Source organism: Streptomyces sp. MJM8645 (genome assembly GCF_001625365.1).
Taxonomy (GTDB): domain Bacteria; phylum Actinomycetota; class Actinomycetes; order Streptomycetales; family Streptomycetaceae; genus Kitasatospora.
Genome location: NZ_LJJF01000001.1, coordinates 6,312,501 through 6,326,525, shown reverse-complemented (window position 1 = coordinate 6,326,525; position 14,025 = coordinate 6,312,501). Strand labels below are relative to the sequence as shown.

11 protein-coding genes and 2 rRNA genes (1 of these 13 cut by a window edge) are annotated in these 14,025 nt (G+C 70.1%); 5 read left to right on the top strand and 8 right to left on the bottom strand.

Going from position 1 to position 14,025, the window contains the following annotated elements; all coding sequences use genetic code 11:
• Positions 1-118: 118 nt before the first annotated feature.
• Positions 119-1,186 carry an NUDIX hydrolase gene (locus A6F73_RS26950; RefSeq protein ID WP_063350148.1) on the bottom strand — a complete coding sequence of 356 codons (1,068 nt, stop codon included), beginning with the start codon at positions 1,184-1,186 and terminating at the stop codon, positions 119-121.
• A gap of 465 nt (positions 1,187-1,651) precedes the next feature.
• Between A6F73_RS26950 and A6F73_RS26945 the strand changes: the two genes are divergently transcribed.
• Positions 1,652-2,554 (top strand): ribokinase, encoded by a 903-nt coding sequence (locus A6F73_RS26945; RefSeq protein ID WP_063350147.1) that lies wholly within the window; start codon positions 1,652-1,654, stop codon positions 2,552-2,554.
• Between the two features lie 161 nt (positions 2,555-2,715).
• Here the strand turns inward: A6F73_RS26945 and A6F73_RS26940 are convergent, their stop codons facing one another.
• The 5 genes from A6F73_RS26940 to A6F73_RS26920 all read right to left on the bottom strand — a co-directional run bounded on the left by A6F73_RS26940 (position 2,716) and on the right by A6F73_RS26920 (position 8,038).
• Entirely contained in the window at positions 2,716-3,648 is a 933-nt protein-coding gene (locus A6F73_RS26940; RefSeq protein WP_063350146.1) for a C40 family peptidase, read from the bottom strand.
• 310 nt (positions 3,649-3,958) lie between these two features.
• Positions 3,959-5,377 carry an acyl-CoA synthetase gene (locus A6F73_RS26935; RefSeq protein ID WP_063350145.1) on the bottom strand — a complete coding sequence of 473 codons (1,419 nt, stop codon included), beginning with the start codon at positions 5,375-5,377 and terminating at the stop codon, positions 3,959-3,961.
• 190 nt (positions 5,378-5,567) lie between these two features.
• The gene (locus tag A6F73_RS26930; RefSeq protein WP_063350144.1) at positions 5,568-6,530 is read right to left on the bottom strand and encodes an electron transfer flavoprotein subunit alpha/FixB family protein; all 963 of its coding nucleotides are present in this window, start codon (positions 6,528-6,530) and stop codon (positions 5,568-5,570) included.
• A gap of 44 nt (positions 6,531-6,574) precedes the next feature.
• Positions 6,575-7,360 carry an electron transfer flavoprotein subunit beta/FixA family protein gene (locus A6F73_RS26925; RefSeq protein WP_079135488.1) on the bottom strand — a complete coding sequence of 262 codons (786 nt, stop codon included), beginning with the start codon at positions 7,358-7,360 and terminating at the stop codon, positions 6,575-6,577.
• Between the two features lie 264 nt (positions 7,361-7,624).
• Positions 7,625-8,038 carry a thioredoxin family protein gene (locus A6F73_RS26920; protein ID WP_063351571.1) on the bottom strand — a complete coding sequence of 138 codons (414 nt, stop codon included), beginning with the start codon at positions 8,036-8,038 and terminating at the stop codon, positions 7,625-7,627.
• Between A6F73_RS26920 and A6F73_RS42260 the strand changes: the two genes are divergently transcribed.
• The 4 genes from A6F73_RS42260 to A6F73_RS26905 all read left to right on the top strand — a co-directional run bounded on the left by A6F73_RS42260 (position 7,944) and on the right by A6F73_RS26905 (position 11,213).
• The gene (locus A6F73_RS42260; protein WP_167745840.1) at positions 7,944-8,201 is read left to right on the top strand and encodes a hypothetical protein; all 258 of its coding nucleotides are present in this window, start codon (positions 7,944-7,946) and stop codon (positions 8,199-8,201) included. The two genes, A6F73_RS26920 and A6F73_RS42260, sit on opposite strands and share 95 nt — an antisense overlap.
• Positions 8,202-8,242: 41 nt before the next feature.
• The gene (locus A6F73_RS26915) at positions 8,243-8,668 is read left to right on the top strand and encodes a DUF4395 domain-containing protein (RefSeq protein ID WP_063350143.1); all 426 of its coding nucleotides are present in this window, start codon (positions 8,243-8,245) and stop codon (positions 8,666-8,668) included.
• Positions 8,669-8,936: 268 nt separating this feature from the next.
• The gene (locus A6F73_RS26910) at positions 8,937-9,707 is read left to right on the top strand and encodes a lysophospholipid acyltransferase family protein (protein WP_063350142.1); all 771 of its coding nucleotides are present in this window, start codon (positions 8,937-8,939) and stop codon (positions 9,705-9,707) included.
• Positions 9,708-9,956: 249 nt separating this feature from the next.
• The gene (locus tag A6F73_RS26905) at positions 9,957-11,213 is read left to right on the top strand and encodes a PD40 domain-containing protein (RefSeq protein WP_063350141.1); all 1,257 of its coding nucleotides are present in this window, start codon (positions 9,957-9,959) and stop codon (positions 11,211-11,213) included.
• 58 nt (positions 11,214-11,271) lie between these two features.
• Here the strand turns inward: A6F73_RS26905 and rrf are convergent.
• Positions 11,272-11,388 (bottom strand): 5S ribosomal RNA (gene rrf, locus A6F73_RS26900).
• Between the two features lie 87 nt (positions 11,389-11,475).
• A 23S ribosomal RNA gene (locus A6F73_RS26895) occupies positions 11,476-14,025 on the bottom strand (it continues 571 nt past the right edge of the window).

Sequence of the window (14,025 nt, the reverse complement as noted above, 5' to 3'; positions counted from 1 at the left end):
GGGCTGCGGCCAACGCCTGCGGGGCGGCCAACGACCGGGGACAGCGGCCAACACCTGTGGGCGGCGGCCAACACCTCTGGACCGCCCGGCACCCGGGCTCGTCAGGCGCCCCGGGCGGCTACGCCGCGTCCGCCGTGCTGGCCAGGCCGAGCGCGACCCGGCGGCCCGCCTCCAGGTAACGCAACTCGCCGCTGCGGCGGGCGTCCAGGGCGGCGGCGAGGCGGCGGTAGCGGCTCGGGGGCAGCAGGTCGGCGGCCTCGTCCAGGGTGACGAAGCGCCAGTCGCGCAGCTCCTCCGCCTGGAGCAGCAGGTTCTGGCGGGCGGCGGCGTCCAGTTGGCCGCCGTCGTACATCAGGCGCAGGCCGCCGCGGCGCGGGCCCGTGCGCGGCTCCCAGTCGACGGCGAGCAGGCGCAGCCCGGTCGGGTCGAGCCGCAGGCCCAGTTCCTCGGCGGTCTCGCGCAGGGCCGCGTCGGTGGGGGCCTCACCGCGTTCGACCACGCCTCCGGGAAAGTCCCAGTCGGGTTTGTAGACCGGGTCGACCAGCAGGACGCGGTCCTGTTCGTCGAAGAACAGGACCGCGGAGGCCACGGTGTCCCCGGTCGGGTCGGGGGTCTGGACGATGGGGCAGCGGGCGGCGCCGACGCGGACCAGTTCGGCGATCCGGTGGGCGGTCTCGCGGGGGGTGAGCTCGCTGGTGTCGAGCATCCGGGCGTCCTCGACCAGCCAGCGCCGGGCGGCCCGGTAGCGGGCCACGTGCTCGAAGCACCACATGCGGACCCGCTCGCTGGCCTCCGGATCTCCCGGGCACTCGTCGCGGTGGGCGATGCGGTGACGCAGGATCGTTTCTTCTGGGTCCAGGACGAAGTGGTGCACCGCTATGCCGTGGGAGGCGAGGTCGCCGAAGATCTCGTCCCGGTAGTCCTCCCTGAGCAGGGTCATCGGGACCACCAGCGGGCCCGCGACCTCGCTGAGCAGCGCGGCCGCCGTCTCGGGGACGAGCCGGCGCCAGGCCGCCAGGTCCTGGAAGTCGGACACCGTCGCCAACCGGTCGGCCGGGAGCATCCGGCGCAGGCCGAAGCCCACCAGCTCGGGATCGAAGAGCACGCTCCCGGGCAGCAGTTCCACCAGCTCGCGGCAGGCACTCGTCTTGCCCGCCCCGAATGTGCCATTGACCCAGACGATCACAACGTCCCCTGCCCTCGACTTGCCCCGATGCCGTTCGCACCGGGCAGCGCCCCCGTCGGCCGAACCAGCGCCACCCGTGGTGGTACCCGCGCCACGCCGCTCCCCATACCTCCCCGTCGCGCCCGCCGTTGCGCCCCACCCCGCCCCTTGACAGGGGCATGTGCCCAGGCCAGCCGCCTTCCGGGAGAAATATGTAGACCGGTCTACATCAAAGTTGCACCCTGCTCACACCCTGCGCGCACAGGAAGTCGGCCTGCCCGACTTCCTGTGCGCCATCATCACCCCAGATCACCTCGCATCACCCCCTCCACCCGACTATGTAGACCGACCGACAGATTTCTCCCGGCAATCTCTAGACCGGTCTGCATAATTCAGTAGACCGGTCGACATATTCTTCCCCGCGCTCCTCGCGCGCCCCCCAGCGCCCGCTTGCGCCGCGCGCACCCCAGCACGTACAGAGGAACGATGAAGCTGCTCCCAGTCGGCCGCGTCATCGTCATCGGCTCGGTCAACGCCGACCGCATCCTCCGCTGCCCCGTCCTCCCCGCCCCCGGCGAGACCGTCCTCACCACCGCCGCCACCCAGGGGTTCGGCGGCAAGGGCGCGAACCAGGCGGTGGCGGCGGCGCGCATGGGCGCCGCCGTCCACCTGGTCGCGAAGGTCGGGCGCGACGCCGACGGCGAAGCCGCGCTCACCGACCTGCGCGGCGCGGAGGTCGAGACGGGCTCCGTGCTCACCCACCCCGACGCGCCGACCGGGCAGGCGATCGTCATGGTCGACCCCGCCGGCGAGAACAGCATCGTCGTCGTCCCCGGCGCCAACGCCCACCTGACCGCCGCCGAGGTCACCGCCGCACTCGCCCGCCTACACCTGCTCCCCGTCGACGTACTCCTCACCAGCGGCGAGGTCCCCGAGGAGTGCATCCGCGCGACCGCCGCCGCCCTGCCGGCCGACGGCACCCACTGGGTGCACAACGCCGCCCCGGCCGGCTCGCTCCCCGACACCGGTCCGACCGGACGCCGCCCCCTGGTCGTCGCCAACGCCGTCGAGGCCCGCCAGCTGACCGGCGCCCCCACCGTCGAGGAGGCGGCCCGGGCCCTCGCCCGCCGCGCCGACGGCGTCGTGCTCACCCTCGGCAGCGAGGGCGCGCTGGTCGCCACCGAGGGACGGTCGGCCCGACTCCCCGCCCCCGCCGTCCAGGTCGTCGACACCACCGGTGCCGGCGACGTCTTCTGCGGCGCCCTCGCCGCCGGACTCGCCCGCGGCGTCTCCCTCCCCGCCGCAGCCGCCACCGCCGTGGCCGCCGGCGCGTTCGCCGTCACCGCCCTGGGCGCCCGTGGCGCCCTCCCCCGCCCGACCGACCTCTGACCAGCCACTGCCCGACGGCGCCGGGCTGGCCGGGCGGACCAGGCCGGCCGGGCCGGGCGGACCAAGCAGGCCGGGCGGGCCGGGCGGGCCCAGCCTGCCCCGAACAGGGGCACCCGGGCCACAACTCCCGAACGCCCCCGCCCACTTGTCTAGCACTCGGCCTACGGCCGGCCCATGTACGACGGGTAGTAGCCGCTGCTGATCCCCGAGATCCGGATCAGCGTCCCCGGCCGCGCCGCCTCGACGTACTGGTTGTTGCCCAGGTAGATCGCCACGTGCTGGATGCCCCGCTTGGTGCCGTTGGGAGACCAGAACAGCAGGTCGCCCCGGCGCAGCTGGCCGGCACTGATGGGCGTGGTCGCCGCGTACTGGTCGTTGGCCACCCGCGGCAGGTTCACCCCGCCGCGCCGGAAGGCCTGCTGCACGAGGCCCGAGCAGTCGTACCCGTCCGGCCCGTTGCCCGCGGTCCGGAACGGCTTGCCCAGCTGGCTCAGCGCGAACTGCACGGCGGACTCGATGCCCTGGTCACCCGCCACCGCACCAGCGGCCGAGCCCGACGAACCCGACGAGGACGACCCGGACGATCCGGACGGCGACGGGGACCCGCCGCCCGTCCGCGCCACGTACACGTCGTAGTGCGTGGTCCAGCGCCACTCCCCCTTGCTGTTCTTGAACCAGTACCGCGACCCGTCCCACCCCTGCTTGATCCCGCCGCTCGACTTCGCACCCGTCGACGGGGACTTCGCCGCGGAGGAGGATCCGCCCCCTGTCCGCGCCACGTACACGTCGTAGTGCGTGGTCCAGCGCCACTGCCCCTTGCTGTTCTTGAACCAGTACCGCGAGCCGTCCCACCCGGCGTGCGCCGGTGCCGACTCGGCGGCCGCGGGGCTGACGCCGGGGCCGACGCCGATCACACCCGCACCGGCCACGATCACGGCCACCATGCCTATCCCCCGGCGCACCCGCGCGGCCCGCGAGGGACGGACGGGGCGGACGGGGCGGACGTCAGCCGCCCGCTGGTCGGCGGTGGCGGCAGCGTGCTGCCCGGTCGGTTCGTCGGCGGCACCCGGCGCGCCGGTGTTGACGGTGGTCATCCTGCTGTCTTCCCTCACTGCTGCGAACTGCCGCCACGGGGGCGGCTGCGGAATCGGCTACGGACACGCACGTCCCGGTGAGACGGCACGTACGGCTCGGCAGACCCCGCCCGGCATGCCACGGCCTCCGGTCGTGCGACCGGGAGCCGCGGCACGCCGGGCGGGGATTCAGTTCTGCCTGCGTGTCACGGTAGGCACGCGTCCGCTCACGGCGCGCAGTGGAGTGAGCCAATGGAAGGGTTCACGGCCGGTGAGCACCGACGGGGCATCAGGGTGAAGGCCAGTCATCGGGCCGCGGCCCGACGCCCCCTCACCCCTGCTGGTCGGCCTCCGCCAGCAGCTGCTTCTTCAGCACCTTTCCCAGCGCGTTCCGGGGCAGTTCGGGCACCAGCACTACCCGGCGCGGCCGCTTGTGCGCGGACAGCCGCTCCGCCACGAAGGCCGTCAGCTGTTCGCCCGTCACGGCGCCGTCCGGGATGACGTACGCGACGATGGCCTGCCCGAGGTCCTCGTCCGGCGCACCGACCACCGCCGCGTCGGCGACCGCCGGGTGGTCGCGCAGCGCGGCCTCCACCTCGCCAGCGCCGATCCGGTAGCCGCCGCTCTTGATCAGGTCGACGGAGGCGCGACCGACGATCCGGTGGAAGCCGTCCTCACCGATCACGGCGACGTCCCCGGTGCGGAACCAGCCGTCCGCCGTCCAGGCCTCGGCATCCGCGTCGGGCCGGTTGAGGTACCCGCTGAACAGGGTCGGCCCGGCGACCTGCAGCTCTCCGACGCTCTCCCCGTCGGAGGGCACCGGCGCGCCGTCCTCGCCGACCAGCCGGGTGCGCACCCCGTCCAGCGGCAGGCCGACGCTGCCGGGCCGGCGCTCGCCGTCCGCCCGGGTGCTGACGGTGATCAGCGACTCGGTCATCCCGTAGCGCTCGATCGGGGCGTGCCCGGTGAGCGCAGCCAGCTTCTCGAACACCGGTACCGGCAGCGGCGCGCTGCCGGAGACCAGCAGCCGGGCCGAGGCCAGCCGACCCGCCGCCCCGGGGTCGGCTGCCACCCGGGACCAGACGGTCGGCACCCCGAAGTACAGGCTGCCGCCCGCGGACGCGTACCCCGCCGGGGTGGGCCGCCCGGTGTGCACGAGCCGGCTGCCGGTCCGCAGGGCGCCGAGGACGCCGAGGATCAGTCCGTGGACGTGGAACAGCGGCAGGCCGTGGACGAGGGTGTCCTCGGCGGTCCACTGCCAGGCCGCGGCGAGCGCGTCCAGGTCGGCGGCGACCGCCTGGCGCCGGATCACGGCTCCCTTGGGCGCCCCGGTGGTGCCGGAGGTGTAGAGGACGAAGCCGGTGGCGTCCGGCGCGGGCTCGGCGAACGTGGTGGCGGCGCGTTCCGTCGGGTCGACCGGCAGCCCCTCCACCTCACCCGGTACGACGTCACCCACGGCGTGCGCGAGCAGCACCGCACCCGAGTCGCGCAGGATGTGCTCGCGCTCCTTGGGCCCGGAGTCGGGCGGCAGCGGCACCACGGGCACGCCCGCCAGCAGGCCGCCGACCACGGCGACGACCGTCTCGACGGCGGGCCGGGCGAGCACGGCGAGCGCGGGCGCACCGGCCACCCGGTCGGCGACGGCGGTCGCCGCGCCCAGCAGCTCCTCGCGGGACAGCGCCCGCCCGTCGATCCGCAGCGCGTCCGCCGTGTCCCCGTAGTCGCCCTGAAGTGCGGTCAGCAGTGCCATGCTTCCGTCCTCGCCCTCGTCTCACGCTGTCGCGCCGACTCTACGGGCCGCACCCGGAGCGTCCGTCCGCGGCGGTCACTGGCCGCCGCGCGCCTGGCCTGTACCGGCCCGGGCCTGCCTGTGCCGGAAACGCCGGAGGGCGTGGCGCCGGGTACCCGGCGCCACGCCCTCCCACTGTCGTGCGCGGGGATCAGCCCTTGCGGGACTTCACCTCGGCGGTCAGCTGCGGCAGCACGGCGAACAGGTCGCCGACCACGCCGTAGTCGACCAGCTCGAAGATCGGGGCCTCCGGGTCCTTGTTGACGGCCACGATGGTCTTCGAGGTCTGCATGCCCGCCCGGTGCTGGATCGCGCCGGAGATGCCGGCCGCGATGTACAGCTGCGGCGAGACCTGCTTGCCGGTCTGGCCGACCTGGTTGCTGTGCGGGTACCAGCCCGCGTCGACGGCGGCACGCGAGGCACCGACGGCCGCGCCCAGCGCGTCCGCGAGCTCCTCGACGACGCCGAAGCCGGCCGCCTCGCCGACGCCACGGCCGCCCGAGACCACGATCGCGGCCTCGGTCAGCTCCGGGCGGCCGGTCGAGACCCGCGGGGTGCGCGAGGTGACCTTGGCCGCGTTGCCGGTGAACTCCACCGCCACGTTCTCCACCGCACCCGCGCCCGCAACGGCCTCGGGGGCCACCGCGTTCGGCTTGACCGTGATCACCGGCACGCCCTTCGTCACCTTCGACTTCACCTGGAAGGACGCGGCGAACACCGACTGGGTGGCGACCGGGCCGCCGTCACCGGCCTCCAGGTCGATGGCGTCGGTGATGATGCCGGAGCCCAGGCGCAGTGCGACGCGGGCGGCGATCTCCTTGCCCTCGCCGGAGGAGGTGACCAGGACGGCGGCGGCGTCGCCGGCCTTGGCGATCTGGGTGAGGGCGTCCACCTTCGGGACGACCAGCTGGTCGGTGAACTCGGCGCCCTCGGCGACGTACACCTTGGCCGCGCCGTACTCGGCGGCCTTGGCCGCGATGCCGGCGGCGGCGGCGCCGGCGCCCAGCACGACCGCGGACGGCTCGCCGATCCGGCGGGCCAGGGTCAGCAGTTCGAGGGCCGGCTTGCGGACCACACCGTCGGCGTGGTCCACCAGAACCAGGATCTCAGCCATGATTCGTTGCTCCTGATCGATCGTTGGATGCGCAAACGGGGGGACTAGATGAACTTCTGGTCGGCGAGGAAGCCGGCGAGCTGCTTGCCGCCCTCGCCCTCGTCCTTGACGACCGTGCCCGCGGTCCGCGCCGGACGCGCCGCCACCGACTCCACCGCCGTCCACGCACCCGCCAGCCCGACCTCGTCGGCCTCGATGCCCAGATCGTCCAGGTCCAGCGACTGGACCGGCTTCTTCTTCGCCGCCATGATCCCCTTGAACGACGGGTACCGGGCCTCACCCGACTGGTCCGTCACCGACACCACCGCCGGCAGCGCCGCCTCGACCAGCTCGGTCGCCGCGTCACCGTCACGACGGCCCCGCACCACACCGCCCTCGACCGACACCTCGGACAGCAGCGTCACCTGCGCCACGCCCAGCCGCTCCGCCAGCAGCGCCGGCAGCACGCCCATCGAACCGTCCGTCGACGCCATCCCGCCGATCACCAGGTCGAACCCGGTCTTCTCCAGCGCCTTCGCCAGCACCGCCGACGTCCCGATCACATCCGAACCGTGGATGTCCTCGTCGTTCACGTGCACGGCCTTGTCCGCACCCATCGACAGCGCCTTGCGCAGCGCGTCCTTCGCGTCGTCCGGCCCGACCGTCAGCACCGTGACCTCGGCGCCCTCGTTCGCCGCCGCGATCCGCAGCGCCTGCTCCACGCCGTACTCGTCGAGCTCCGACAGAAGGCCGTCCACACCCTCCCGGTCGGTGGTGTGATCGTCCGCGAACCGACGGTCACCCGTCGCGTCCGGCACGTACTTCACACAGACAACGATCCTCAAGCTCACGGCCTGTCTCCTGTACTGGTCTCGTCCGGCGGCTGCGGCTGTGCAAGCGGGGCGCGAACACGGTGCGCACCCGCTCCGGGCAGCGATTTCCCGTGCCGGTCCGGAACTTCCTGGCAGCATACTCGGCAGTAGTCCAGTGGTCACTACTGGCCAGTAGCTTAGGCCGGGCGGCTGCACTTCCGTCTGCGCCCATCCTGCCCCAGGGCAACCCCGACACCACCTGATCGGGCTACATATCCGCCACAGGACCGCCGGGGCCCCGGCTCACACCGTCTCGCCGAGCGCCGCGATCACGTCCACCTTGCGCGGCAGTCCGGCCGCCCTACGCACCACCCGGCCACCCCCGTCCAGCACCAGGACGGTCGGCGTGCGCAGGATCTCCAGCCGGCGGACCAGCTCCAGCCGCTCCTCGGCGTCCACCTCGACGTGCGCCACCCCGTCGACCATGCCGGCCACCTCCGCGAGCACCCGGCGGGTGGCCCGGCACGGCTGACAGAACGCCGTCGAGAACTGAACCAGCGTCGCCCGCTCGCCGAGCGCCCCGCCCAACTCCGCCTCCGACAGCCGTACCGCCCCGCCGTTGGTGCGCACCCTCAGCCTCCCATCGCGCCGTACCCGTAGCAGCCAGGAGGCGGTCGCCGGCGCCGGCACGACGACGCACACCACCAACCCGGCCATCCCCCAGTCTGCGGCAGCGGCCCCGGGCCCCGAAAGGGAGGTCGACCACCGGGCCGGGCCCGCGTACGATCGCCGGGTGGAATCCGACCGCACCGCACCGCCGTTGCTGACCTCCCGCCGCGTCGTCGACCTGGGCCGGGCCACCACCACCCGCTGTCGCTGACGCGCCCCGCCGCCGCCCGTCGCGACCCTCCCGGAGCCCTCGTGCAGATCGACCCTCGCGGTCCCCGCTTCGCCGCCGCGCTCACCTCGGTCGTCCTGGCCGCCGCCCTCATCACCGGCAGCGACGTGCTGCTGGCCGTCCAGGCCCTCGTCTTCGCACTCGGAGCGTTCGGCGGCCTGCGGCTCTCCCCCTACGGCTGGCTCTACCAGGCCTTCCTCCTCCCCCGGCTGACCCCGCCCTCCGAGACCGAGGACGAGCGGCCGCCCCGCTTCGCGCAGGGAGTCGGCCTGGTGTTCGCCGCCGTCGGCGCCCTCGGCTTCCTCACCGGGGTGGCCTGGCTCGGCCTACTCGCCACGGCCGTCGCCCTGGCCGCGGCCTTCCTCAACGCCGCGTTCGGCTACTGCCTCGGCCGCGAGATCTACCCCCTCGTCCGGCGCGCCCAGGGGCGCCTCGGCGCCGGAGCCTGACCGCAACCCTGGGCCCCCTGGGCCTTCGGGACGGACCGGGCCTCCAGGCCGCCGGGGAGGGAAAAGTTCCCACCCGAACTCATCACGGAGATCACACCGCGAATATCCGCTTGACCGCACGGCTCAGGTGACAGCAGGCACTCGTTCGGGGGATCATCTCCGTGAATCACCCGTGACCGCCGCGGCGTGCCGCGCTCCGGTCGGCCCCCACTCAGCGACGCGGGTACCCGCCGTACCGGGCTCCGGCCCGTGGAAGTCAGGACTGACCGTGGCAGAGTTCGTGTACCCGCCGGTGATCGGCGCCGCACTCACCGCCTTCCGTGCGCTCGACGTGCGGATCAAGATCGTAGGCGCCGAGAACATCCCCGCCAGGGGCGGAGCCGTACTGGTCAGCAACCACATCAGCTACCTGGACTTCCTCTTCGCCGGCCTCGGCGCCTACCGCGGCGGCAAGCGCAAGACCCGCTTCATGGCCAAGGACGACGTCTTCAAGCACCGGATCTCCGGCCCGCTGATGCGCGGCATGAAGCACATCCCGGTCGACCGCACCGACGGGCAGCCCGCGTACGAGGCCGCCGTGCGCGCCCTCAAGGCCGGCGAGGTCGTCGGGGTGTTCCCCGAGGCGACCATCAGCCGCTCGTTCATGCTGAAGAAGTTCAAGACCGGCGCCGCCCGGATGGCCGCCGACTCCGGCACCCCGCTGCTGCCCGTCATCCTCTGGGGCACCCAGCAGCTCTGGACCAAGGGCCGCCCGAAGACCCTGACCAAGCGCCACGTCCCCGTCACCATCATGATCGGCGAACCGATTCACCTCGGCCCGGACGACAAGCCCGTCATGGTCACCAGACGGCTGCGCGCGGCCATGAGCGAGATGCTCGACCAGGCCCAGCGCGAGTATCCCGGCAAGCCCTCCGGCCCGGACGACACCTGGTGGCTGCCCACCCACCTCGACGGCACCGCGCCCACCCTGGAGGTCGCCGAGGCCGAGGACGAGGCGGAGGCTCTCGCCAAGGCCGAACGCCGCGCCGCCCGGGGCTGACGGGCTGACGGGCTGACCAGCCCCGTCCCTGGTCCGCCCCGCACCGCCACCCTGCACCGCCGCTCCGCACCGCCACTCCGCGAGACCTTCTACTCCGTGTGATCGACCGAACGCGAGGCGTCGCGTGTCGCCCGGTCGCCGACGCTCCCCGTCTGACACAGTGACAGCCCCCTTGAGGGGCCTTCGTCCTGCATCGGAGACGGAGCGAACGCCGGAGAGGTCGGAAAGGTCGGAGCGGATATGACACGGATGACCCGCACACGGCAGTCCCCCAGGTCACCCAAGGCCCGCACCCGCGCCAGCGCCGGTGCGGGCCTTCTGCTGCTGAGCACCCTGCTCACCGGGTGCGGCGCCGAACCCGGTGAGATCCCCCTGTCCGAGATCCAGGCGGACGCCCCCTCCACCGCACCCGAGTCGCCGACCGCCGCCGCGAGCCCCGGCGTAATCGGTGCCGCCGCCGGAACGCCTGCGGCCCCCGCGCACAACGGCCTGATCGTCGGCGGGGAATTCCTCGACGCCGCCCGCACCACCAGCGCCATCGTGACCCTCGCACCCGACGGCACCAACTGGCACCAGGTCACCCAGCCGCCCGATCGCACCCGCGACGACCGCCCCGACTGGTCCCCGGACGGCAGCACGATCGCCTTCGACCGGACCGACCCACGGAGCGGCGCCGCCCGCCTCTGGACGGTCTCCACCACCGGCGACGGAGCCCAGCAGATCGGCCAGCTCTGCGAGACCGGCACCGCCGACTGCGCCAACGAGGACGAACGCGCCCCCGCCTACTCGCCCGACGGCAAGCAACTCGCCTTCAGCCGCTCCTGGGGCGCCCTCGACCCGGCCGACAAATACCAGGTCCAGTACTCGGACCTCTACCTGATGAGCCCCGACGGCACCGACGTCCAGCGGCTCACCTTCCTCACCAACGACAAGCCGTACTCCGGGCAGGTCAGCAACCCCAGTTGGTCCCCCGACGGCAAGCAACTCACCTTCGAGTACCGCACCAACGCCACCGGTCAGCCCGCCAACAGCCGCGCCATCTACGTCGTCGCCGCGGACGGCACCGGGCTCCGGCAACTCACCCCCTGGGAACTGCGCGCCGGAGACCGCGCCAACTGGTCCCCCGACGGCACCCAGATCCTCTTCACCACCTACCCGGCCGGCCGCGCCGACGCCCCCGGCGGCGGCATCTACACCGTCCACCCCGACGGCACCGCCATCGGCGCGCTGACCCCCGCCCCGTCCGACGTCTTCTACGGCGCCGCCGCCTACGCGCCCGACGGCAAGTCCATCGTCTTCGCCCAGGACCCCGCCGGCTCCGGGGCCGACCTCTACACCATGCGGCCGGACGGGACGGGCATCGCCCGGCTCACCCACGACAGGGACGCCTGGCTGACCCGACCGGCGTGGGGAACGGCGGCGGTACCGCCTCAACCCGATGGCCGGGCGTCGGCCCAGGCACAATCGCGGCGGTGGGAAGAGGACGAAGAACTCCAGGACGAATGAATCACAACGCAGAGAACCCCCAGCCGGTTTCCCGGATGGGGGTTCTCTGTGAATGATTGTTCGGCGGCGTCCTACTCTCCCACAGGGTCCCCCCTGCAGTACCATCGGCGCTGTAAGGCTTAGCTTCCGGGTTCGGAATGTAACCGGGCGTTTCCCTCACGCTATGACCACCGAAACACTATGAAACTGTCAACCGCACCAACCCCGTAGCCAAACGGGTTGGGGTCGTTGTTTCAGAACAACACAGTGGACGCGAGCAACTGAGGACAAGCCCTCGGCCTATTAGTACCGGTCAACTCCACCCCTCACAGGGCTTCCATATCCGGCCTATCAACCCAGTCGTCTACTGGGAGCCTTACCCTCTCAAGGAGGTGGGAGTGCTCATCTCGAAGCAGGCTTCCCGCTTAGATGCTTTCAGCGGTTATCCCTCCCGAACGTAGCCAACCAGCCATGCCCTTGGCAGGACAACTGGCACACCAGAGGTTCGTCCGTCCCGGTCCTCTCGTACTAGGGACAGCCCTTCTCAACACTCCTACGCGCACAGCGGATAGGGACCGAACTGTCTCACGACGTTCTAAACCCAGCTCGCGTACCGCTTTAATGGGCGAACAGCCCAACCCTTGGGACCTACTCCAGCCCCAGGATGCGACGAGCCGACATCGAGGTGCCAAACCATCCCGTCGATATGGACTCTTGGGGAAGATCAGCCTGTTATCCCCGGGGTACCTTTTATCCGTTGAGCGACGGCGCTTCCACAAGCCACCGCCGGATCACTAGTCCCTACTTTCGTACCTGCTCGACCCGTCAGTCTCACAGTCAAGCTCCCTTGTGCACTTACACTCAACACCTGATTGCCAACCAGGCTGAGGGAACCTTTGGGCGCCTCCGTTACTCTTTAGGAGGCAACCGCCCCAGTTAAACTACCCACCAGACACTGTCCCTGATCCGGATCACGGACCCAGGTTAGACATCCAGCACGACCAGAGTGGTATTTCAACGACGACTCCACAACAACTGGCGTTGCTGCTTCAAAGTCTCCCACCTATCCTACACAAGCCGAACCGAACACCAATATCAAGCTATAGTAAAGGTCCCGGGGTCTTTCCGTCCTGCTGCGCGAAACGAGCATCTTTACTCGTAATGCAATTTCACCGGGCCTATGGTTGAGACAGTCGAGAAGTCGTTACGCCATTCGTGCAGGTCGGAACTTACCCGACAAGGAATTTCGCTACCTTAGGATGGTTATAGTTACCACCGCCGTTTACTGGCGCTTAAGTTCTCAGCTTCGCCTGGACGAATCCAAGCTAACCGGTCCCCTTAACGTTCCAGCACCGGGCAGGCGTCAGTCCGTATACATCGCCTTACGGCTTCGCACGGACCTGTGTTTTTAGTAAACAGTCGCTTCTCGCTGGTCTCTGCGGCCACCCCCAGCTCTGACAGCAAGTGCCGTCACCAGGAATGGCCCCCCTTCTCCCGAAGTTACGGGGGCATTTTGCCGAGTTCCTTAACCATAGTTCACCCGAACGCCTCGGTATTCTCTACCTGACCACCTGAGTCGGTTTGGGGTACGGGCCGCCATGAAACTCGCTAGAGGCTTTTCTCGACAGCATAGGATCATCCACTTCACCACAATCGGCTCGGCATCAGGTCTCAGCCTTAATGAGTGACGGATTTGCCTATCACTCGGCCTACACCCTTACCCCGGGACAACCACCGCCCGGGCTGGACTACCTTCCTGCGTCACCCCATCGCTCACCTACTACAGACTTGGTTCAGCGGCTCCACCACGTCCCTTTGTCCGAAGACTCCGGGCCGGCTTCACGGCCTTAGCATCACCTGGTTCAGCGTTGGCGCTTCAAAGCGGGTACGGGAATATCAACCCGTTGTCCATCGACTACGCCTGTCGGCCTCGCCTTAGGTCCCGACTTACCCTGGGCAGATCAGCTTGACCCAGGAACCCTTGGTCAATCGGCGCAAGAGTTTCCCACTCTTGTATCGCTACTCATGCCTGCATTCTCACTCGTATACCGTCCACGACTGGTTTCCACCGCCGCTTCACCCGGCACACGACGCTCCCCTACCCATCACAGCAGGCGTTGGCCCTATATGCTGCAATGACACGACTTCGGTGATGTGCTTGAGCCCCGCTACATTGTCGGCGCGGAATCACTTGACCAGTGAGCTATTACGCACTCTTTCAAGGGTGGCTGCTTCTAAGCCAACCTCCTGGTTGTCTCTGCGACTCCACATCCTTTCCCACTTAGCACACGCTTAGGGACCTTAGTCGGTGTTCTGGGCTGTTTCCCTCTCGACCATGGAGCTTATCCCCCACAGTCTCACTGCCACGCTCTCACTTACCGGCATTCGGAGTTTGGCTAAGGTCAGTAACCCGGTAAGGCCCATCGCCTATCCAGTGCTCTACCTCCGGCAAGAAACACGTGACGCTGCACCTAAATGCATTTCGGGGAGAACCAGCTATCACGGAGTTTGATTGGCCTTTCACCCCTAACCACAGGTCATCCCCCAGGTTTTCAACCCTGGTGGGTTCGGTCCTCCACACGGTCTTACCCGCGCTTCAACCTGCCCATGGCTAGATCACTCCGCTTCGGGTCTTGGGCATGCAACTCAAACGCCCTATTCGGACTCGCTTTCGCTACGGCTACCCCACACGGGTTAACCTCGCTACACACCGCAAACTCGCAGGCTCATTCTTCAAAAGGCACGCAGTCACGGCCCACCAGCAAGCTGATGAACGACGCTCCCACGGCTTGTAGGCACACGGTTTCAGGTACTATTTCACTCCGCTCCCGCG